20 protein-coding genes are annotated in these 19,678 nt (G+C 59.2%); 9 read left to right on the top strand and 11 right to left on the bottom strand.

Translation table 11 applies throughout. From position 1 onward, the window contains the following. Window positions 1-66: 66 nt before the first annotated feature. The 7 genes from recX to mltB all read right to left on the bottom strand — a co-directional run bounded on the left by recX (window position 67) and on the right by mltB (window position 6,228). Entirely contained in the window at window positions 67-567 is a 501-nt protein-coding gene (gene recX, locus LOC22_RS05715; RefSeq protein WP_017382782.1) for a recombination regulator RecX, read from the bottom strand. 68 nt (window positions 568-635) lie between these two features. Then, window positions 636-1,694 carry a recombinase RecA gene (gene recA / locus LOC22_RS05720; RefSeq protein ID WP_015571667.1) on the bottom strand — a complete coding sequence of 353 codons (1,059 nt, stop codon included), beginning with the start codon at window positions 1,692-1,694 and terminating at the stop codon, window positions 636-638. Between the two features lie 89 nt (window positions 1,695-1,783). Then, on the bottom strand, window positions 1,784-2,281 hold the full coding sequence (gene pncC / locus LOC22_RS05725) for a nicotinamide-nucleotide amidase (protein ID WP_003862172.1): 498 nt from the start codon (window positions 2,279-2,281) through the stop codon (window positions 1,784-1,786). Between the two features lie 130 nt (window positions 2,282-2,411). Then, the gene (locus tag LOC22_RS05730) at window positions 2,412-3,290 is read right to left on the bottom strand and encodes a metal ABC transporter substrate-binding protein (RefSeq protein WP_022649141.1); all 879 of its coding nucleotides are present in this window, start codon (window positions 3,288-3,290) and stop codon (window positions 2,412-2,414) included. A 14-nt stretch (window positions 3,291-3,304) separates the two neighbouring features. After that, a complete protein-coding gene (locus LOC22_RS05735; RefSeq protein ID WP_015571669.1) occupies window positions 3,305-4,165 on the bottom strand; it encodes a metal ABC transporter permease in 861 nt (286 codons plus the stop codon). Next, window positions 4,162-4,815, bottom strand: a complete 654-nt coding sequence (locus LOC22_RS05740) for a metal ABC transporter ATP-binding protein (RefSeq protein ID WP_015571670.1) — start codon at window positions 4,813-4,815, stop codon at window positions 4,162-4,164. The genes LOC22_RS05735 and LOC22_RS05740 overlap by 4 nt, the downstream gene beginning before the upstream one ends. A 312-nt stretch (window positions 4,816-5,127) precedes the next feature. Next, window positions 5,128-6,228: a lytic murein transglycosylase B gene (mltB, locus tag LOC22_RS05745; RefSeq protein WP_015571672.1), complete on the bottom strand. Its 1,101-nt coding sequence runs from the start codon at window positions 6,226-6,228 to the stop codon at window positions 5,128-5,130. Between the two features lie 250 nt (window positions 6,229-6,478). On the opposite strand from mltB, the gene srlA reads away from it, so the two are divergent. The 7 genes from srlA to gutQ all read left to right on the top strand — a co-directional run bounded on the left by srlA (window position 6,479) and on the right by gutQ (window position 11,413). After that, window positions 6,479-7,042 carry a PTS glucitol/sorbitol transporter subunit IIC gene (srlA, locus tag LOC22_RS05750; protein WP_015571673.1) on the top strand — a complete coding sequence of 188 codons (564 nt, stop codon included), beginning with the start codon at window positions 6,479-6,481 and terminating at the stop codon, window positions 7,040-7,042. Beyond that, window positions 7,039-7,998, top strand: a complete 960-nt coding sequence (locus tag LOC22_RS05755) for a PTS glucitol/sorbitol transporter subunit IIB (RefSeq protein ID WP_023295318.1) — start codon at window positions 7,039-7,041, stop codon at window positions 7,996-7,998. Before srlA ends, LOC22_RS05755 begins: the two co-directional genes overlap by 4 nt. A gap of 12 nt (window positions 7,999-8,010) precedes the next feature. Beyond that, window positions 8,011-8,373: a PTS glucitol/sorbitol transporter subunit IIA gene (gene srlB / locus LOC22_RS05760; protein WP_017382785.1), complete on the top strand. Its 363-nt coding sequence runs from the start codon at window positions 8,011-8,013 to the stop codon at window positions 8,371-8,373. A 14-nt stretch (window positions 8,374-8,387) separates the two neighbouring features. Next, window positions 8,388-9,167, top strand: a complete 780-nt coding sequence (gene srlD, locus LOC22_RS05765; protein WP_230239421.1) for a sorbitol-6-phosphate dehydrogenase — start codon at window positions 8,388-8,390, stop codon at window positions 9,165-9,167. Between the two features lie 91 nt (window positions 9,168-9,258). Next, window positions 9,259-9,618: a transcriptional regulator GutM gene (gutM, locus tag LOC22_RS05770; protein WP_047636629.1), complete on the top strand. Its 360-nt coding sequence runs from the start codon at window positions 9,259-9,261 to the stop codon at window positions 9,616-9,618. A 63-nt stretch (window positions 9,619-9,681) separates the two neighbouring features. After that, window positions 9,682-10,455 carry a glucitol operon DNA-binding transcriptional repressor SrlR gene (gene srlR, locus LOC22_RS05775; protein ID WP_015571676.1) on the top strand — a complete coding sequence of 258 codons (774 nt, stop codon included), beginning with the start codon at window positions 9,682-9,684 and terminating at the stop codon, window positions 10,453-10,455. Further along, entirely contained in the window at window positions 10,448-11,413 is a 966-nt protein-coding gene (gene gutQ / locus LOC22_RS05780; protein ID WP_015571677.1) for an arabinose-5-phosphate isomerase GutQ, read from the top strand. The genes srlR and gutQ overlap by 8 nt, the downstream gene beginning before the upstream one ends. Here the strand turns inward: gutQ and norR are convergent. After that, window positions 11,410-12,924 carry a nitric oxide reductase transcriptional regulator NorR gene (gene norR / locus LOC22_RS05785; protein ID WP_047052127.1) on the bottom strand — a complete coding sequence of 505 codons (1,515 nt, stop codon included), beginning with the start codon at window positions 12,922-12,924 and terminating at the stop codon, window positions 11,410-11,412. The two genes, gutQ and norR, sit on opposite strands and share 4 nt — an antisense overlap. A gap of 187 nt (window positions 12,925-13,111) precedes the next feature. Here norR and norV point away from each other — a divergent pair, with 187 nt between their 5' ends. Further along, complete coding sequence (norV, locus tag LOC22_RS05790) at window positions 13,112-14,560, top strand: anaerobic nitric oxide reductase flavorubredoxin (protein ID WP_017692783.1); 1,449 nt, start codon at window positions 13,112-13,114, stop codon at window positions 14,558-14,560. After that, complete coding sequence (gene norW / locus LOC22_RS05795; protein WP_015571680.1) at window positions 14,557-15,690, top strand: NADH:flavorubredoxin reductase NorW; 1,134 nt, start codon at window positions 14,557-14,559, stop codon at window positions 15,688-15,690. The genes norV and norW overlap by 4 nt, the downstream gene beginning before the upstream one ends. Before the next feature lie 127 nt (window positions 15,691-15,817). On the opposite strand, the gene LOC22_RS05800 is transcribed toward norW, so the two are convergent. From LOC22_RS05800 to hydN, 3 genes are read right to left on the bottom strand one after another with little or no spacing between them, the layout of a single operon-like run. Next, a complete protein-coding gene (locus LOC22_RS05800) occupies window positions 15,818-16,840 on the bottom strand; it encodes a HoxN/HupN/NixA family nickel/cobalt transporter (RefSeq protein ID WP_032669326.1) in 1,023 nt (340 codons plus the stop codon). A 1-nt stretch (window position 16,841) separates the two neighbouring features. Next, window positions 16,842-19,058 (bottom strand): carbamoyltransferase HypF, encoded by a 2,217-nt coding sequence (gene hypF / locus LOC22_RS05805; RefSeq protein WP_230239422.1) that lies wholly within the window; start codon window positions 19,056-19,058, stop codon window positions 16,842-16,844. Between the two features lie 6 nt (window positions 19,059-19,064). Next, window positions 19,065-19,610 (bottom strand): electron transport protein HydN, encoded by a 546-nt coding sequence (gene hydN, locus LOC22_RS05810; RefSeq protein WP_017382793.1) that lies wholly within the window; start codon window positions 19,608-19,610, stop codon window positions 19,065-19,067. Window positions 19,611-19,678: the final 68 nt, after the last annotated feature.

A 19,678-nucleotide genomic window follows, 5' to 3' on the forward strand; every position in this document is an offset into this window, starting at 1 on the left:
CCAGCTACTGGAAAAAGTGGGAATAAGATAAGTTTTCTTTAGTGGGAAGTAAAATCCCGCATGCGTTCAATCGGTAAAATTACGCCAGATATCCTGAATATCTTCCATCAGGAAGCCGCGGTAGAGCAAAAAGCGCTGGATTTTAACTTTTTCTGAAAATTCACGCGGCAGCGGCTCACCGTACTTTCGTACCGCCTGTTCACGCGCCAGTTCGCACCAGTCAATTTCACTTTCGCGCATGGCTTTTTCAATCGATTCACGGGCTACCCCTTTCTGGTTCAGCTCCTGGCGGATACGCGCTGGCCCATAGCCTTTACGACCACGGCTGGCAAGAAAGCGAGCGGCAAAACGGCCGTCATCCAGATAGTGATGCTCGTAGCACCAGGCAACCACGCGGTCATAATCTTCCGCGGTGGCATCAATGTCTTCCGGACCGTTTTTGCTCATGACGGGCGCTGACAGTTTCCGCCGCAGCTCCTGTTCGCTATGGTCACGCACGGCAAGAATACGCACGGCCCGATCCAGCAAGCGTGAGTAGGCTGGTCGGCGTGATGTCGGTTCACTCATAAAAAACCTGTCGATTCAGAAATGCAAAAAGGGCCGCATCAGCAGCCCTTCATTTTTATCCGAGAGGATTAAAAGTCTTCGTTGGTTTCTTCAGCATCCGCGCCGTCGACCACGAAATCAGGTTTAGAGTCCTGGTTGTTCAGCAGGAGTTCACGCACCTTCTTCTCAATCTCTTTCGCCGCCGCCGGGTTCTCTTTCAGCCATGAGATAGCATTCGCTTTACCCTGACCAATCTTGTCACCGTTGTAGCTGTACCATGCGCCCGCTTTTTCAATCAGCTTCTCTTTCACGCCCAGGTCAACCAGCTCGCCGAGGAAGTTGATACCTTCGCCGTAGAGGATCTGGAACTCAGCCTGTTTGAACGGTGCTGCGATTTTGTTCTTCACAACCTTCACGCGGGTTTCGCTACCGACTACGTTATCCCCCTCTTTCACCGCGCCGATACGGCGGATATCCAGACGGACAGAAGCGTAGAATTTCAGAGCGTTACCGCCGGTGGTGGTTTCCGGGTTACCGAACATTACACCAATTTTCATACGGATCTGGTTGATGAAGATCAGCAGCGTATTGGACTGCTTCAGGTTACCCGCCAGCTTACGCATCGCCTGGCTCATCATACGTGCCGCGAGGCCCATGTGAGAGTCACCGATTTCACCTTCAATTTCCGCTTTTGGCGTCAGCGCCGCAACGGAGTCGACGATGATCACGTCAACCGCGCCTGAGCGCGCCAGCGCGTCACAAATTTCCAGTGCCTGCTCGCCGGTGTCCGGCTGGGAGCACAGCAGGTTGTCGATATCAACGCCTAGTTTACGGGCATAGACCGGGTCCAGCGCGTGCTCGGCATCGATAAACGCACAGGTTTTACCTTCGCGCTGTGCCGCCGCAACAACCTGCAACGTCAGGGTAGTTTTACCCGAGGATTCCGGACCGTAGATTTCTACGATACGGCCCATCGGCAAACCGCCAGCGCCCAGTGCGATATCAAGAGAAAGCGAACCAGTGGAGATAGTTTCCACATCCATGGAACGGTCTTCACCCAGGCGCATGATGGAGCCTTTACCGAATTGCTTTTCGATCTGGCCCAGTGCTGCCGCCAACGCTTTCTGTTTGTTTTCGTCGATAGCCATTATTACTCCTGTCATGCCGGGAGAAGCAACTGCGCTTCACCATGGACTTCTGTTCTGTTGAGGCAATTATACTGTATAGTCATACAGTATCAAGTATTTTGTAGAAATTGTTGCCAGAGCGTTTTTAACGCGTATTCCGTTGCCTGACGACGCACGCTTTCGCGGTCGCCGCTGAAGCATTCCCGGCGGGTGATCCCTTCACCTTTTGAGGTGGCAAAGCCAAACCAGACGGTGCCGACAGGCTTCACGTCGCTGCCGCCGTCCGGCCCCGCGATACCGCTGATGGAGATAGCGTAATCTGCGCGCGCCTCTTTCAGCGCGCCAATCGCCATCTCGATCACCACCGGCTCGCTGACCGCGCCATGCTGCTCAAGCGTGGCTTCACGCACGCCGATCATCTGCGCTTTCGCCTCGTTACTGTAGGTCACAAAGCCGCGTTCAAACCAGGCGGAACTGCCAGCAATATCGGTAATTGCTTTCGCCACCCAGCCGCCGGTGCAGGATTCTGCGGTCGTGAGAGTCGCGCCGCGCTGTTTCAGCGCCAGCCCCACCACTTCGCTTAGCTGCATCAATTCATGGTCAGTCATTCTCGCTCCAGGCCTTAGAAAAACATGCAGCACAAGATAGCACTTTCTCATCAAATATGGGGATGCGCGTCGGGTTTTACGAGGGGGCTTCAGAAAAAAGCCGATGCGGACGCATCGGCCAGAGAGACGCTTATTTCATGCTGTTAGCGAGGGTGTCCACATTGTGGCGAAACGCCTTGACGTAGGTGTCCGCCACGCCGCCCTTCGCGGACAGCGCTTCCGGGTAAAGTTCACCACCCGGCTGGGCGCCCGTGGCGGTCGCAATCTGCTTCACCAGGCGTGGGTCAAGCTGGTTTTCCATAAACCAGGTTTTCACACCGTCAGCTTTAATCTGATTGATGATCTCCGCTACCTGCGCCGCGCTGGCTTCACTCTCAGACGACAGCCCCTGCGGCGCCATAAACGTCACGCCGTAGGCGCGGCTGAAATAGCCGAAGGCGTCGTGGCTGGTCAGCACTTTGCGCTTCGCCTGTGGGATGTCGCTGAAACGCTTTTTAGCCCAACCGTCCAGTTGAGAGAGCTGCGCAATATAGGGTTTACCGGTAGCTTCAAGCGCCGCCGTATCTTCAGGATCGGCCTTCACCAGCCCTGAGAGAATATTTTGCGCATACAGCGCGCCGTTCGCCGCGCTGTTCCACGCGTGCGGATCGGTCACGGTTTTACCGTCCTCTTCCAGCGTGTGCGTTTTCACGCCGTCCGAAGCAACCACCAGCTGGCCTTTGAATCCGGAGGCTTTCACCAGACGGTCGAGCCAGCCCTCCAGCCCCAGCCCATTGACCACCACCACGTCAGCTTTACTCAGCGCCGCGCTGTCTTTGGGCGAAGGTTCGAAAGTATGGGGATCACCGTCCGGCCCCACCAGCGTCGTCACCTTCACACGATCGCCGCCAACCTGCTGCGTGATGTCTCCCAGGATGGAAAAGCTGGTCACCACATTAAGCGTTTTCGCCATTACGCCGTGCGTCATCATGCCGAGCGCGAGCGCCACGGCTAATCCTGTACGTTTCATCGTTTCCCCTTGCGTTAAAAAAGCGCCCGCAGGCTATCCGCCAGCCTGCTGCGCGTGCCAAATAAAACTGAAATAAAGAACAATGCGCTTGCGGTCAGCACAATGGAGGGCCCGGCGGGCAGACTCACTGCCCAGGAAAGGCTTAAGCCCAGCCACGCGCAAAAAATACCGCTGATACCCGCCATCAAAAGTAACCCTGGCAGTGTGCGCACCCAGCAGCGTGCCGCCACGGCGGGTAACATCATCAGCCCGACGGCCATCAGCGTGCCGAGCACCTGAAAACCGGCTACCAGGTTGAGCACCAGCAGCGCCAGAAACAGACCGTGTAACATCCCGGGCAGCCAGCGCGCGTTCACCTGCAACCACGCGGTATCAAACGCTTCGCTGACCAGCCCCCGATAAAAAATCGCCAGCGTGAGGAGCGTGAACATGCAAACGCCCGTCACGAACAGGGCTGACGCGCTATCCACGGCGAGAATGGAGCCAAACAGAAGATGAAGCAGATCGACATTTGAACCGCGCAGCGACACCAGCGTGACGCCCAGCGCCAGCGAGCCCAGGTAAAACCCCGCGAAGCTGGCATCCTCTTTAAGCGGCGTGCGGCGGCTGACCAGCCCGGCCACCAGCGCAACGGCGATCCCGGCAATAAACCCGCCGACAGTCATTGCCAGCAGCGACATCCCGCTGAGCAGATAGCCCACCGCGACACCCGGCAAAATGGCGTGAGAAAGGGCGTCCCCCATCAGGCTCATCCGACGCAGTTGAAGAAATACGCCCAGCGCAGTGGTGCTGACGGAGAGCGCCAGGCAAACCACCAGCGCGCGCCGCATAAAGCCGTACTCAATAAACGGCTGGAAGAAGAGATGCCAGATCATGCCACCCTCACCCGCTCGGTTTTCCAGTGCGGCGTATCAGCATCCAGCCGCAACGTTTGTGGGAAGTGGCGCGAGACGCGTTCGCTGTCGTGCAGTACCGCCAGCAGGGTCTGCCCCTGCATATACATCTCCAGCATCAGATCCATCAGCACGTTGCAGGTCGCTTCATCGACGCCGGTGAAAGGCTCATCCAGCATCACCAGCGGCGCCTGCTGCACCAAAACGCGGGCAAACAGCATGCGCTGAAACTGGCCGCCGGAAAGTTCATCTATGGTAGAGAACGCCATGGACTCCAGCCCCACGCGCTCCAGCGCGCCAGCAATGCGCATGCGGGTATCCCGACGAAAACCGGCAAACAGTGAGATTGCTGGCCAGCAGCCCATACTCACCACGTCCTGCACGGTCAGAGGAAATTGCGCCTCCAGCGCGTGACGCTGCGCCAGCCAGCCCACCACCGGACGTCTCCCCTGCCAGCGAAACGTACCGCTGACGGGCGGAATAAAGCCGGCGAGCGTTTTCAGCAGCGTGGATTTGCCGCAGCCGTTGGCCCCGACGATGGCGGTCATGCTCCCGCGTTCAATCACGCCGGACAGCGCGCGCGTAACGGGCTGGCGTTCGTAACCCGCCACCAGGTCGTTCATCACGATCATGGCAACGCCACCGCCCAGCGCACGGCCAGGCCGAGAAACAGAATGAGCACCAGCGCCAGCAGCAGCCGAACCGGGGATGAGAGAGAAAACAGGGACATGGAAATCTCAATTCAAAAATAATGTTATAACATAACAATAATGAAAGACGGTTAAGATGTAAACGGTGGGAGTGAAATGAGAGTGTGGCGAAATGTTACTGCAAAATTCCCCTCTCCCGTGGGAGAGGGTCAGGGTGAGGGCATCAGGCCGCACCGTGCATGCAGCCATGCCGGGTGGCGGCGTTGCCTTACCCGGCCTACCCGTCAGGGTAACTTACTGGCTAAACGGTGACGCTGCCGGCACACGCGCCTGAGACACCGCCAGCCCCAGTTGCCACACCGCCATCGCATAGTGCGTGCTGTGGTTGTAGCGGGTAATGGTGTAGAAGTTCGGCAGCCCGAACCAGTACTGATAACCGGTTCCGACATCCAGGCGCAGCAGGCTCACCTGGTCAACATTGCCCAGCGGCTGCGACGGCGTTAAGCCTGCCGCTGCCAGCTGCGCCACGCTGTATTTGGTTTTAAATCCGTTTTCCAGACCAAACGCCTCGCCGTTCGCCTGCACCGCCACCTGGCCGCCCGGCGTCCAGCCATGCGCTTTGAAGTAGTTGGCCACGCTGCCAATGGCGTCTTCGGGATCCCACAGGTTGATGTGACCATCCCCGTTAAAATCTACCGCGTACTGCTTATAGGAGGACGGCATAAACTGGCCGTAGCCCATTGCCCCGGCGAACGACCCTTTCAGATCGAGCGGATCGTCCTGTTCGTCTCGCGCCATCAGCAGGAAGGTTTCCAGCTCGGAAGAGAAATACTCGGCGCGGCGCGGGTAGTTGAAGGAGAGCGTCGCCAGCGCATCAAGGATGCGGGTTTTACCCATAATGCGTCCCCAGCGGGTCTCGACCCCAATAATACCGACGATGATCTCCGGCGGCACGCCATAGACCTGCCACGCACGGTTCAGGGCGTCTTCATACTGATTCCAGAACACCACGCCATTCTGCACGTTGTCCGGGGTAATAAACTGTTTGCGATAGCGCAGCCACGCGCCGTTTGGCCCGGTCGGCACCTGGGCTGTCGGCGCCTGCCTGTCCATCAGGCGCAGCACATAGTCCAGACGCTTCGCCTGAGACAAAATGGCATGCAGCTGCTGGCGGTCAAAACCGTGCTTGCTCACCATTTTATCGATGAACTGTTCGGCCGCAGGGTTATTCGCGAAGTCGCCGCCCATCTGCATCATATTGTGCTGCGGCTCCAGCAGGAATCCTCCGGAAGGCGCGCCCGCCGTTGGCTGAGCGGCTTCGGTCTTGGGTTTGCTACTACAGGCGGACAGGAGAATAAGCGCAGGCAACAGCGCTGCATAACGACGCTTGAACATGTGGCATCCATTTAACGAGTTCGGTAAGAACCCAGTATGGTAAAGCATCCCCAACTCCTCAAGGAAGCGGTACGCACCTCCCCGACGCAAATCCGTGCTTTTTTCCACCAAAAATTATTCACCTCACCAATAAACTTTCAAAATAATACATTTTTCTTTCATTGTGAGATCTGATTAACACTTTAAACCTTTCAAAGTGATTATTATTAGCCGCAGATAGACAAAAACAAACGCCCTACAGGAGAGAATAATGATAGAAACCATCACCCACGGCGCCGAGTGGTTCATCGGGCTGTTTCAGAAAGGCGGCGAGGTATTCACCGGCATGGTGACCGGGATCCTGCCCCTGCTGATCAGCCTGCTGGTGATCATGAACGCCCTGATTAACTTTATCGGCCAGCAGCGTATTGAACGCTTCGCCCAGCGCTGTGCCGGCAATCCGCTGTCCCGCTACCTGATCCTGCCCTTCATCGGCACCTTTGTGTTCTGCAACCCGATGACCTTAAGCCTCGGCCGCTTTATGCCAGAGAAGTACAAGCCGAGTTATTACGCCGCCGCCTCCTACAGCTGCCATTCAATGAACGGCCTGTTCCCGCACATTAACCCCGGCGAGCTGTTTGTTTACCTCGGGATTGCCAGCGGTCTCACTACGCTGGGACTGCCGCTCGGCCCGCTGGCGGTGAGCTATCTGCTGGTCGGCCTGGTGACCAACTTCTTCCGCGGCTGGGTAACGGACCTCACTACCGCCATTTTTGAGAAAAAAATGGGCATTCAGCTTGATGAGAAAGTCCAGCTTTCGGGAGCCACAGTATGAACCGGATCCGCATAGAGAAAGGCACGGGCGGCTGGGGCGGCCCGCTGGAGTTCGACGCCACCGAAGGCAAAAAGATCGTCTACATCACCGCGGGCACGCGCCCGGCGATCGTCGACACGCTGCGCGAGCTGACCGGCTGGGAAGCAGTCGACGGCTTCAAAGAGGGTGAGCCGCCGGAAGCGGAAATCGGCGTGGCGGTTATCGACTGCGGCGGCACCCTGCGCTGCGGCATCTACCCGAAGCGCCGCATTCCGACGGTGAATATTCACTCCACGGGCAAATCAGGCCCGCTGGCGCAGTACATCCTTGAGGACATTTATGTCTCGGGCGTGAAGGAGGACAACATCACGCTGGTGAATGGCACACCCGCGCCGCAAAAAGCATCCCCGCGCGACTACGACACCAGCAAAAAAATCACCGAGCAGAGCGACGGCCTGCTGGCGAAGGTCGGGATGGGGATGGGGTCCGCCGTGGCGGTGCTGTTTCAGTCCGGGCGCGACACCATCGACACGGTGCTGAAAACCATTCTGCCGTTTATGGCGTTCGTCTCGGCGCTGATCGGCATCATCATGGCCTCCGGCCTCGGCGACTGGATTGCCCACGGCCTCGCCCCGCTCGCCAGCCACCCGCTCGGGCTGGTGACGCTGGCGCTGATCTGCTCCTTCCCGCTGCTGTCGCCGTTTCTCGGCCCGGGTGCGGTGATTGCCCAGGTCATCGGCGTGCTGATTGGCGTGCAGATTGGTCTGGGGAATATTCCCCCGCACCTCGCCCTGCCCGCCCTGTTTGCCATTAACGCTCAGGCGGCGTGCGACTTCATCCCCGTCGGGCTGTCGCTGGCGGAAGCGCGCCAGGAGACCGTGCGCGTGGGCGTCCCCTCCGTGCTGGTGAGCCGCTTCCTGACGGGCGCGCCAACGGTGCTGATTGCCTGGTTTGTCTCCGGCTTTATTTATCAATAAGAGGTTCCTGCCATGACCGTGATTTACCAGACCACCATTACCCGCATCGGCCAGAGCGCGGCCGATGCGCTCAGCGACCAGATGCTGATCACCTTCCGCGAAGGGGCCCCGGCAGATATCGAAGAGTTTTGCTTCATCCACTGCCACGGCGAGCTGAACGGCGAGCTGAAGGCCGGTGGCCAGCTGGAGCTGGGCAAGGCGCGCTATGCCGTAACCGCCGTCGGTGAGGTCGCCGAGCAAAACCTGCGCGAGTTGGGGCACATCACCCTGCGTTTCGACGGCCAGCCGCGGGCGGAGTATCCCGGCACGGTTCACGTTGAGGGGCCGGTTCCGCAGGCCGTCACCCCAGGCTGCACGTTAAAATTTATTTCGTAATAAAGGAGAGACACATGAGTCAGGTTGCCGTTGTCATTGGTGGGGGACAAACCTTAGGCGAGTTCCTCTGCCATGGGCTTGTCGCAGAGGGCTACCGCGTGGCGGTCGTGGATATTCAGAGTGAGAAAGCCGCCCGCGTAGCGGACGCCATCAACACCGAATTTGGCGAAGGGATGGCGTATGGATTTGGCGCCGACGCCACCAGCGAGCAGAGCGTGATGGCGCTGGCCCGCGGCGTGGATGAGATTTTTGGTCGCACCGATCTGCTGGTCTACAGCGCGGGGATTGCGAAAGCGGCCTTTATCAGCGATTTCGAACTGGGGGATTTTGATCGCTCGTTGCAGGTGAATCTGGTGGGCTATTTCCTCTGCGCCCGCGAATTTTCCCGTCTGATGATCCGCAACGGTATTCAGGGTCGCATCATTCAGATCAACTCAAAATCGGGGAAAGTGGGCAGCAAGCACAACTCCGGCTACAGCGCGGCGAAGTTTGGCGGCGTCGGGCTGACGCAGTCTCTGGCGCTGGATCTGGCCGAATACGGCATAACCGTGCACGCGCTGATGCTGGGTAACCTGCTGAAATCCCCGATGTTCCAGTCCCTGCTGCCGCAGTATGCCGCCAAACTTGGCATCAAAGCAGAGGACGTCGAACAGTACTACATCGACAAAGTGCCGCTGAAGCGCGGGTGCGATTATCAGGACGTGCTGAACATGCTGCTGTTTTACGCCAGCCCGAAAGCCTCGTACTGCACCGGGCAGTCGATTAACGTCACCGGTGGGCAGGTGATGTTCTGAGTTCATTCCCCGGTGGCGCTGCGCTTACCGGGGCTACAATCCCCGTAGGCCGGGTAAGGCGCAGCCGCCACCCGGCAGTTAAGGAGCCGATATGGTCACCGTACTCATCACCGTCGCCGCCCTCGCCTGGCTTTGCCAGATGGCGTTTGGCGGCTGGCAAATCCATCAGTTTAACCGCGCCTTTGACGCCCTGTGCCAGAAAGGCCGCGTGGGCGTCGGGCGTTCCGGCGGACGCTTTAAACCGCGGGTTGTCGTCGCTGTTGCGCTGGATGAAAACAATATGGTTTGCGATTCCCTCATCATGCGCGGCGTAACGGTGTTTGCCCGTCCGACCAAAATTCAGGCGATCGACGGCATTTCGCTGCATGAATTACAACCTGATGTGATCTTCCCCCATGATTCACTCTGTCAGAATGCACTATCATTAGCGCTTAATCTGAAACATGGATAATTTCGTTGTGAAAGTTATAAACTTGCGGAATTATCATTTCGCAACGTAAGGAACGAAGCGCCTATGAAACCACGTCAGCGGCAGGCGGCCATACTTGAGCATCTGCAAAAGCAGGGAAAGTGCTCGGTAGAGGATCTGGCCCACTACTTTGACACCACCGGCACGACAATACGCAAGGACCTGGTGTTGCTCGAAAACTCCGGCGCCGTCATTCGTACCTACGGCGGCGTGGTGCTCAATAAAGACGAAGCCGACCCGCCTATCGACCACAAAACGCTGATCAATACCCACCAGAAAGCGCTGATTGCCGAAGCCGCCGTCAAATTTATCCAGGACGGCGATTCCATTATCCTCGACGCAGGCAGTACCGTCCTACAGATGATCCCGCTGCTCAGCCGCTTTAATAACATCACCGTGATGACCAACAGCCTGCACATCGTCAATGCCCTGTCAGAGTTCGACAGCGAGCAGACCATCCTGATGCCCGGCGGCACCTTCCGTAAAAAATCCGCGTCGTTTCACGGGCAGCTGGCGGAGAATGCCTTCGACCACTTCAGCTTCGATAAGCTGTTTATGGGCACGGACGGCATCGACCTCAACGCGGGCGTGACCACCTTCAACGAGGTGTTCAGCGTCAGCAAAGCGATGTGCAACGCCGCGCGGGAAGTGATTTTGATGGCGGACTCGTCGAAATTTGGCCGTAAAAGCCCCAACATTGTCTGTAGCCTTGAAAGCGTCGATAAGCTGATTACCGACGCAGGTATCGATCCGGCATTTAAAAAAGCGCTGGAAGCGAAGGGCATCGACGTGATCGTAACCGGAGAGAAAAATGAGTGATTTTCTGTTAAACGCAGGCCGTCAGACCCTGCTGCTGGAGCTACAGGAAGCCAGCCGCCTGCCGGAACGTCTGGGTGAGGATTTTGTTCGTGCAGCCAACACCATTATCCACTGCGAGGGCAAAGTGATCGTGGCGGGTATCGGTAAATCCGGTCATATCGGCAAGAAGATTGCCGCGACGCTTGCCAGCACCGGCACCCCGGCGTTCTTCGTGCATCCTGCCGAAGCGCTGCACGGCGATCTGGGGATGATCGAAAGCCGCGACGTGATGCTGTTTATCTCCTACTCCGGTTCAGCCAAAGAGCTGGATCTCATCATCCCTCGCCTGCAAGAAAAATCGGTGGCCCTGTTAGCGATGACCGGCAAATCCCGTTCGCCGCTGGCGCTGGCCGCGAAAGCAACGCTGGATATTTCCGTTGAGCGCGAAGCCTGCCCGATGCACCTGGCACCGACCTCCAGCACCGTCAACACGCTGATGATGGGCGACGCCCTGGCGATGGCGGTGATGCAGGCGCGCGGTTTTAATGAGGAAGATTTCGCCCGCTCCCATCCTGCGGGCGCGCTTGGGGCTCGTCTGCTCAACAAAGTTCACCACCTGATGCGCACGGACGATGCCATTCCTCAGGTCAAACTCGACACCAGCGTGATGGACGCCATGCTGGAGCTGAGCCGCACCGGGCTGGGGCTGGTTGCGGTATGCGACAATGACCGCCAGGTGAAGGGCGTCTTCACCGACGGCGACCTGCGCCGCTGGCTGGTGGGCGGCGGCAAGCTGGAGGCGCGGGTATCCGAAGCAATGACCCAGGGCGGGCTGACGCTGAATGCCGACAGCCGCGCGATTGAAGCCAAAGAGGTGCTGATGAAGCGCAAAATCACCGCCGCACCGGTGGTGGACGAGCACGGCAGGCTGTGCGGCGCAATCAACCTGCAAGACTTCTACCAGGCGGGGATTATTTAACCCTTCAGCCCCAGACGTTTCGCCAGCCTGTGAAGGTTGGCGACGTCCATCTCCAGCGCCCGCGCGCACGCTGCCCAACTGCGGTTATTCTGCTCCAGCGCGCGGGCGATCATCTGACGCTGGAACGCATCCGTCGCCTCGCGCAGGTTTTCGTTCACGCTCTCAGGTATCACCGGCTTCACGGACGGTGTCGTTTCCTCATGCAGCGCGAAATGGCGCGCATGAATAACCACTTCATCCCCCGAACGCGTTGCCCGCGCCAGCACCACCGCGCGGTGGATCGCATGTTCCAGCTCACGCACGTTACCCGGCCAGCCGTAGCTCAGCAGGTGTGTCCTCGCGCCGGGACTTAGCACCACGCGGGAAAGCCCCATTTTGAGCCGACACTGTTCGCAGAAAAAGCCCGCCAGCAGCACCACATCCTCGCCCCGCTCGCGCAGCGGCGGCACCGTGAGCGGGAACACGCTCAGACGGTGGAACAGATCGGCGCGGAAATTCCCCGCCAGCACCTCTTCGCGCAGATCGCGGTTCGTCGCCGCCAGCACGCGCACATCCACGCGTAAGCTGCGATCGTCTCCCACACGTTGAATATCGCCATACTGCAACACCCGCAGCAGTTTGGCCTGGAGCGAAAGGGAGAGTTCGCCAATTTCATCGAGGAACAGCGTGCCGTTATCAGCCATTTCGAACTTGCCGCTGCGGTTGCTGATCGCCCCGGTAAAGGCCCCTTTGACGTGTCCGAACAGCTCGCTTTCCGCCACGCTTTCCGGCAACGCCGCGCAGTTGAGATAGACCAGCGGATTCACCGCACGGGGCGAGGCTTCGTGGATCGCTTTTGCCACCAGCTCTTTACCGGTGCCGGTCTCCCCGAAGATCAGCACGTTCAAATCAGACGCGGCGACAATCTCAATCTCTTTTTTGAGCTGCGCCATGCCCGGCGAAAGGCCGATCATTTCGGTGTGCGCCACCTGCTCAAACGCCGTCGGGCTACCCGGAAGAATATTCTGGCTCTCCAGCTGTTCTATCAGCAGGGCGTTGTTCAGCGCCCCGGCCGCCAGCGCGGCAATCAGCCGTAGCTCTTCGTCGCTGAAGGTATCGAACTGATCAGGCGACATGCCGTCGAGGGTTAACGCGCCAATCAGGTTCTGCCCGGCAAACAGCGGCAGGCCGATACAGGCGTGCACCTTCAGGCTCTCCTGTCCGGGGATCAGGCCGTCGTAAGGATCGGGCAGATCGCTGTCTGCCGGGAAACGCACCACGTCACCCGCGCGGGCGATGGTTTCCAGACGCGGGTGGCCCTCCAGGGTAAAGCGCCGCCCGAGTACGTCCTTCGCCAGACCGTCGATAGCCAGCGGAATAAACTGCCGCCCTTCGTAACGCAGCAGCGCCGACGCATCGCAATCCAGCACGTGGCGCAACGTGGAGATCAGCCGCTGAAAGCGGTCCTGATGACCAATACCGGTTTGCAGTTCTATGGCGATCTTCGCCAGCACATCTACGGAAAAGCTCATCTCTGCCTCACTGTCATTTTGACAATACATAGTGTCATATTGACAATTTTTAAGATAGTCAAAATGACTACCCACTAAGGAGCATCGAAACGAAAACACATTATTTTCAACAAGTTAAAAAGTTGGCACGCAACTTGATATATGACAGTCATCTTATTTGAAAACGCCGTATTAAGTTGAGGTTGCTATGTCTATTCTGGTTAAAAATAACATTCATTGGGTGGGTCAACGTGACTGGGAAGTACGTGATTTTCACGGGACGGAATACAAAACGCTGCGCGGCAGCAGCTACAACAGCTATCTCATTCGTGAAGGTAAAAACGTCCTGATCGATACCGTCGATCACAAATTCAGCCGCGAGTTCGTGCAGAACCTGCGCAGCGAAATCGATCTGAATGAGATCGACTACATTATCATCAACCACGCGGAAGAGGATCATGCCGGGGCGCTGACCGAGCTGATGTCCCACATTCCGGATACCCCGATCTACTGCACCACCAACGCCATTGACTCCATCAACGGCCACCACCACCATCCGGAGTGGAACTTCCACACCGTGAAAACCGGCGACACGCTGGATATCGGCAATGGCAAACAGCTGATCTTCGTGGAAACCCCAATGCTGCACTGGCCGGACAGCATGATGACCTACATGACCGGTGACGCGGTGCTGTTCAGTAACGACGCCTTCGGCCAGCACTACTGTGACGAACGTCTGTTCAACGACGAAGTGGATCAGACCGAGCTGTTCGAACAGTGCCAGCGCTACTACGCCAACATCCTGACCCCGTTCAGCCGTCTGGTCACGCCAAAAATCACCGAGATCCTCGGCTTCAACCTGCCGGTGGATATGATTGCCACCTCCCACGGCGTGGTATGGCGTGAAAATCCAACCCAGATTGTCGAACTGTACCTGAAGTGGGCGGCGGACTATCAGGAAGATCGCATCACCATCTTCTACGACACCATGTCCAACAACACCCGCATGATGGCGGACGCCATTGCCCAGGGCATCAACGAAGTTGACCCGAACGTGGCGGTGAAAATCTTCAACGTGGCGCGCAGCGATAAGAATGAGGTATTGACCAACGTCTTCCGCTCCAAAGGCGTGCTGGTGGGGACCTCCACCATGAATAACGTGATGATGCCGAAAATTGCCGGACTGGTAGAAGAGATGACCGGCCTGCGCTTTCGTAACAAACGCGCCAGCGCCTTTGGTTCACACGGCTGGAGCGGCGGCGCGGTAGACCGTCTCTCCACCCGTTTACAGGATGCCGGTTTTGAGATGTCCCTGAGCCTGAAGGCGAAATGGCGTCCGGATCTCGACGCGCTGGAAATCTGTCGTCAGCACGGTCGCGACATTGCCCGCCAGTGGGCGCTTGCGCCGCTGCCGGAAACCGCACCCGCCGCGGCAGTTACGCCGAAAGCTGTAGCAGAAGCCGCTCCTGCCGCTGCCGACCTCGGCCCTTGCATGCAGTGCAGCGTCTGCCAGTGGATTTACGATCCTGAGCTGGGCGAGCCGTTGCAGGATGTCGCGCCGGGTACGCCGTGGAGCGAGGTGCCGGACAACTTCCTCTGCCCGGAATGTTCCCTCGGGAAAGACGTCTTTGATGAACTGGCAACGGAGGCAAAATGAGCCACGGCATCGTCATTATCGGCTCGGGCTTTGCCGCCCGCCAGCTGGTGAAAAATATCCGCAAACAGGATGCTAACGTGCCGTTGACGGTGATCGCCGCCGACAGCATGGATGAGTACAACAAGCCTGATTTAAGCCACGTCATTAGCCAGAATCAGCGCGCCGACGATCTCACCCGCCAGACGGCGGGGGAGTTCGCAGAACAGTTTAACCTGCGTCTGTTTCCGTACACCTGGGTCACCGATATCGACGCCGACGCCCACGTGGTGAACGCGAAAGATAAAACCTGGCAGTACGACAAGCTGGTGCTGGCGACGGGGGCATCGGCGTTTGTGCCGCCGGTTGAGGGCCGCGAGCTGATGGTCACGCTCAACAGCCAGCAGGAGTATCAGGCCAGCGAGACCCTGTTACGCGACGCCACGCGGGTGATGATTGTCGGCGGCGGACTGATTGGCACCGAGCTGGCGATGGACTTCTGCCGGGCGGGAAAATCCGTCACCCTGGTTGACCACGCGGCCAGCATTCTGTCAGCGCTGATGCCAGCAGAAGTAAGCAGTCGCTTACAGCATCGTCTGACCGACATGGGCGTGCATCTGCTGCTGAAATCGCAGTTACAGAGCCTGAGCAAAACCGAAACCGGCATTTGTGCGACGCTCGACCGCAACCGCAGCGTTGAAGTGGATGTGGTTATTGCGGCGACGGGGTTGCGCCCGGAAACCGCGCTGGCGCACCGTGCGGGCGCAGAGATCAATCGCGGCGTGAAGGTGGACAGCTACCTGCAAACCACCCAGCCGGACATTTATGCCCTGGGCGACTGCGCGGAAATTAACGGCCAGGTGCTGCCGTTCCTGCAACCGATTCAGTTAAGCGCCATGTTCCTGGCGAAAAACCTGCTCGGCGGCAACGCCCCGGTGAAATTACCCGCCATGCTGGTGAAGGTAAAAACGCCGGAACTACCGCTGCATCTCGCAGGTGAAACGCAGCGTCAGGATCTGGACTGGGAGATTGTCCTTTCGCCTCAGGGCATGGTGGCGCGCGGCACCGATACCGACGGTCAGATGCGCGCCTTTGTCGTCAGCGAAGACAGAATGAAGGAGGCCTTCGCGCTGCTGAAATCGCTACCAGCTTAACCCTCGTCATGCCGGGTGGCGCTCCGCTTACCCGGCCTACAGTACTGCCACGCTTACTTAACCTTTGGATTTTATTGTCCACCGCCCCGATGTCCCGGGGCTTTTTTTTATCGCTACACTTTCAGCGTCAGGGGCGCACCACCAGCGCGTCATAACCGCGCCAGCGATAGTTCGCCATCGAGATCAGCCAGCAGGCGACAAACAGCCCGACCACCACAAATCCGGCGTCGCCCAGGTTATCGTTCACCGCGCCAATCAGATCCCACACGCCGCCGCTGAGGGAGAACTTGTCCATCAGCAGACCCAGCGCTTCCAGGCCGCCAATAAACAGCGCCACCACCACCGAAGTCCCGGTGATGGTCATGTTGTAGTACAGCTTGCGCTGCGGCTTGTTAAACGCCCAGCCGTAGGCACCCACCATCAGCAGGTTATCGAGCGTATCGACCAGCGCCATGCCGCTGGCGAAGAGCGCCGGGAAGATCATGATCGACCACACCGACATCCCGCTGGAGGCGCTGGCGGCGGAGATCCCCAGCACGCCGATTTCGGTGGCGGTGTCGAACCCCAGGCCGAACAGGAAACCGACCAGGTACATCTGCCAGCTTTTATTGACGAGGCTGAAGGTTTTGCCGAACAGCCAGTTCATGACGCCACCCTGTGCAGGCAGCGTGATGTCGCCCTGCACCGGCCTGCCGTGTTTCAGCGCCTGAAAACTGCGCCAGACGCCGCGCAGGATCACCATATTCACCAGCGCCATCGCCAGCAGGAAGGTGGCGGAGACGGCGGTGCCAATCAGGCTGCCGGTTTCGTGGAACCATGCCATGTTTTTCTGAAACGCCGTGGCGGTAGCGGCGATGGCAATGGAGGCCAGCACCACGATGGTGGAGTGTCCGAGTGAAAACCATGCGCCCACGCCGGACGGGCGCTTACCCTGCTGCATCATCTTACGCGTCACGGTATCAATCGCGGCGATATGGTCGGCATCCACCGCATGACGCAGTCCGTAACACCAGGCCAGCAGGCTGGCCGCCATCAGCGCCGTACTGCCGCTAAAGGTGTGCCACGCCAGCCCCCAGGCCAGCAGGTTAGCCATCCCGAGAGCCAGCAGCAGGCACGCTGCACGAGGTTCATTGCGTAAAAGTCGTAACATTTTAAATCCCTTGTGAACATGATCGGGCGGCAGCAACCACCGCCTGCCCGAAGGAGATCGCTCCGTCGCCTGCGGGCAGGCGCGAAGGAAAAAGAAGCGTGAAATCAGAAAGGTAGTGACGAAGGCGCGCGCGCAGCAGGCGGTTGTGAAGGACGCCGCCGCTGAAGCACACCGTAGAGAGCGACCGTCGGCGGGCATGCGTTGCCGCCAGTTCGCTCAGCCCTTTTGCCAGCGCATCGTGAAAAGCCCAGGCACGCTCGCCGGGTTCCGCCCGCCAGGTAAGCCACTGTTGCCAGAACAGCGCAAGGTTATCCGTCTGGAGCGTCACCGGATGATCAACCCCTGCGCAGCGTTCGGCCAGCGCCTCCAGCCGGCACGCGGCTTCGCCCTCATAGCGTTGCGTTTCAATGCCCAGCGCACAGGCCACGGCGTCGAACAGACGACCACAGGAGGAGGCCCGCGGCGCATTGATACCGCGCGACACAGCCGTTGCCAGCAGCGGCCAGTTTTGACGCTGTACCACCTCTGTTTCTGGGTACTGCTGCCAGTCAGGTACGAACGCCAGACAGTGGGCGAGCAAATTGCGCCACGGCTGTTTTGCCGCCAGATCGCCCCCCGGCAGCGCAACGGCTGGCAGACCGCCCAGCCGTTCGCAGTCGCGATAGTTCACCCGCAGGCACTCGCCGCCCCACAGCGCGCCGTTCTCGCCCATGCCGATCCCGTCCAGCGTCAGGGCAATAACATCCCCGCCGTCGAGCGGCCAGCCATTCTCCGCCAGACACGCTGCCGCATGCGCATGATGATGCAGCACGGTCTCAACGGGCAGCGCCTGCGTCCGGGCCCACTGTCGGGCGTGATATCCCGGATGGGCATCGCACACCACGCGCTCAGGCTGAAAGGCGTAGATGTCCTGCATCGTCGAGAGCGCACTGCGCCACTGCGCCTCTACCCCCTCGTCGCTCAGATCGCCAAAATGCTGGCTCAGTACCGCCTGGTTGCCACGCACCAGGCAGAAGGTGTTTTTCATCTCCGCGCCGGTGCATAACATGGGCGGGATGTCGCGGAATCCGGCGGGCAATGTGATGGCATCCGGCACAAAACCGCGTGCGCGACGCAGCATCGTGCCCTCCTGGTCCATCACTGAATCATCCATCCGTTGCAGGATGTCGCGGTTGTGCAGCAGGAAGCCGTCAGCGATGTCACTGAGTTCTTCCAGCGCCTGCTGGTTGCTTATGGCGGGTGGATGGCCGCTGAGGTTGCCGGAGGTCATCACCAGCGGGCGCTGGCAGTCCAGCATCAGCAAATGCTGGAGCGGGTTCGCAGGCAGCATCACGCCGACCGTATCCAGCCCCGGCGCAATCTCCTCAGGAAACGCAGGAAGGCAAGCTTTTGGCGTCAGCACAATCGGCGCAGCGGGTGAACGTAACAGCGTCTGGATGGCCTCCGGCAGATCGTCCGCATGCGGGATCATCACCGCCAGCGGCCTGGTCGGGCGCTGCTTGCGTGCCCGTAATTTCCGAACCGCCTGCGGGTTAAGCGCGTCGCAGACCAGGTGAAAACCGCCCAGCCCTTTGACCGCCACAATCCCGCCGCCTTCCAGCATCGCCACCGCCGCGCTTAACGCCGATTCGCGGGTGGCAGCAGCCTCCCCGGCTCGCCACTCCAGCTGCGGTCCGCAGTCCGGGCAGGCCACCGGCTGGGCGTGAAAACGCCGGTCAGCCGGGTTGCGGTACTCCGTTTCACAGGGCACACAGAGCGGGAATGGCGCCATTGACGTGGCCGGGCGGTCATAGGGCATGGCGCGGATAATGGTAAACCGCGGCCCGCAGTGGGTGCAGTTGATAAACGGGTAGCGGTAGCGACGTTCGCGGGGATCGCGCATCTCCGCCAGGCATGCGGGACAGGTGGCGGCATCCGGGACGATTTGCGTGTCCATCGCCCCGCTCTCGCTGTGGCGGATGACAAACTCGTCCGGCAGCGTCGTCCAGCTGAACGGCTGCGTTTCAACGCGATCGATGCGCGCAAGCGGTGGGCAGTCCTGGCGCAGTCTCGCGGTAAAGTCACCCCCACTGCCCGCGAGACGCACCAGGACACCCTCTCCGTCGTTGCAGACGTCGCCTGCCAGCCCCAGCTGGTGCGCAAGCTGCCAGACGAAGGGACGAAATCCTACCCCCTGCACCTTGCCGCGCACCCGAAGCTGTACGCCATTAACGCGCATTGCAGCTTAAAACAGCAGCGATGACGAGGTGTCGAACGCCGCGCGGCGGCGTTTTTCGGCGCTCATCTGTTCGAGCTTGTCGCGATCGACGCAGACCAGCGCATGCGTCGGACAGGCTTCCATACACGCCGGACCGGCATCGCGGTGGTAGCAGAGGTCACATTTATTGGCTTCGGCTTTCTCCGCGCGTACGCTCAGCCCGATACCGCTGTTGCGCACCACCGGGCGAACCACCACCTCCATCGCGCCATACGGACACGCCACCACACAGGTTTTGCACCCGATGCAGCGCTCCTGCATCACATGCACGAAGCCTTTCTCGCGCTTAATCGCCCCGTTCGGACAGACGTTGGCGCACGGCGCGTCTTCGCACTGGCGACAGATAGCGGCGGTAGAAATATTCACGCCTTTAATGACGTGGATGCGCGGCAGGAAGGTATCAGGGGTGAGAGAGGCGCAATCCTGCTCTGCCTGATGGGACACCACGCACGCCACTTCACAGGTACGGCAACCAATGCATTTGCTGGCATCGGCCATAATAAAACGGTTCATCTGCTTCTCCGGCATAACTGTTATGCGCGAAGCTATTCATAAACCGTGCCAATATTTAATGAATTGAT

Origin of the sequence: Enterobacter sp. AN-K1 (assembly GCF_020971765.1) — a bacterium.
GTDB classification, from domain to species: domain Bacteria; phylum Pseudomonadota; class Gammaproteobacteria; order Enterobacterales; family Enterobacteriaceae; genus Enterobacter; species Enterobacter hormaechei_C.

What these genes read in the sequence shown, in the direction of transcription:
- LOC22_RS05740 (WP_015571670.1), bottom strand. Translation starts at nt 4,815, where the DNA reads ATGATCGTGATGAACGACCTGGTGGCGGGTTACGAACGCCAGCCCGTT.
- LOC22_RS05755 (WP_023295318.1), top strand. Translation starts at nt 7,039, where the DNA reads ATGAACCGGATCCGCATAGAGAAAGGCACGGGCGGCTGGGGCGGCCCG.
- recA (WP_015571667.1), bottom strand. Translation starts at nt 1,694, where the DNA reads ATGGCTATCGACGAAAACAAACAGAAAGCGTTGGCGGCAGCACTGGGC.
- srlB (WP_017382785.1), top strand. Translation starts at nt 8,011, where the DNA reads ATGACCGTGATTTACCAGACCACCATTACCCGCATCGGCCAGAGCGCG.
- recX (WP_017382782.1), bottom strand. Translation starts at nt 567, where the DNA reads ATGAGTGAACCGACATCACGCCGACCAGCCTACTCACGCTTGCTGGAT.
- srlD (WP_230239421.1), top strand. Translation starts at nt 8,388, where the DNA reads ATGAGTCAGGTTGCCGTTGTCATTGGTGGGGGACAAACCTTAGGCGAG.
- LOC22_RS05735 (WP_015571669.1), bottom strand. Translation starts at nt 4,165, where the DNA reads ATGATCTGGCATCTCTTCTTCCAGCCGTTTATTGAGTACGGCTTTATG.
- srlR (WP_015571676.1), top strand. Translation starts at nt 9,682, where the DNA reads ATGAAACCACGTCAGCGGCAGGCGGCCATACTTGAGCATCTGCAAAAG.
- norV (WP_017692783.1), top strand. Translation starts at nt 13,112, where the DNA reads ATGTCTATTCTGGTTAAAAATAACATTCATTGGGTGGGTCAACGTGAC.
- norW (WP_015571680.1), top strand. Translation starts at nt 14,557, where the DNA reads ATGAGCCACGGCATCGTCATTATCGGCTCGGGCTTTGCCGCCCGCCAG.
- hydN (WP_017382793.1), bottom strand. Translation starts at nt 19,610, where the DNA reads ATGAACCGTTTTATTATGGCCGATGCCAGCAAATGCATTGGTTGCCGT.
- pncC (WP_003862172.1), bottom strand. Translation starts at nt 2,281, where the DNA reads ATGACTGACCATGAATTGATGCAGCTAAGCGAAGTGGTGGGGCTGGCG.
- gutM (WP_047636629.1), top strand. Translation starts at nt 9,259, where the DNA reads ATGGTCACCGTACTCATCACCGTCGCCGCCCTCGCCTGGCTTTGCCAG.
- srlA (WP_015571673.1), top strand. Translation starts at nt 6,479, where the DNA reads ATGATAGAAACCATCACCCACGGCGCCGAGTGGTTCATCGGGCTGTTT.
- LOC22_RS05800 (WP_032669326.1), bottom strand. Translation starts at nt 16,840, where the DNA reads ATGTTACGACTTTTACGCAATGAACCTCGTGCAGCGTGCCTGCTGCTG.
- norR (WP_047052127.1), bottom strand. Translation starts at nt 12,924, where the DNA reads ATGAGCTTTTCCGTAGATGTGCTGGCGAAGATCGCCATAGAACTGCAA.
- hypF (WP_230239422.1), bottom strand. Translation starts at nt 19,058, where the DNA reads ATGCGCGTTAATGGCGTACAGCTTCGGGTGCGCGGCAAGGTGCAGGGG.
- LOC22_RS05730 (WP_022649141.1), bottom strand. Translation starts at nt 3,290, where the DNA reads ATGAAACGTACAGGATTAGCCGTGGCGCTCGCGCTCGGCATGATGACG.
- mltB (WP_015571672.1), bottom strand. Translation starts at nt 6,228, where the DNA reads ATGTTCAAGCGTCGTTATGCAGCGCTGTTGCCTGCGCTTATTCTCCTG.
- gutQ (WP_015571677.1), top strand. Translation starts at nt 10,448, where the DNA reads ATGAGTGATTTTCTGTTAAACGCAGGCCGTCAGACCCTGCTGCTGGAG.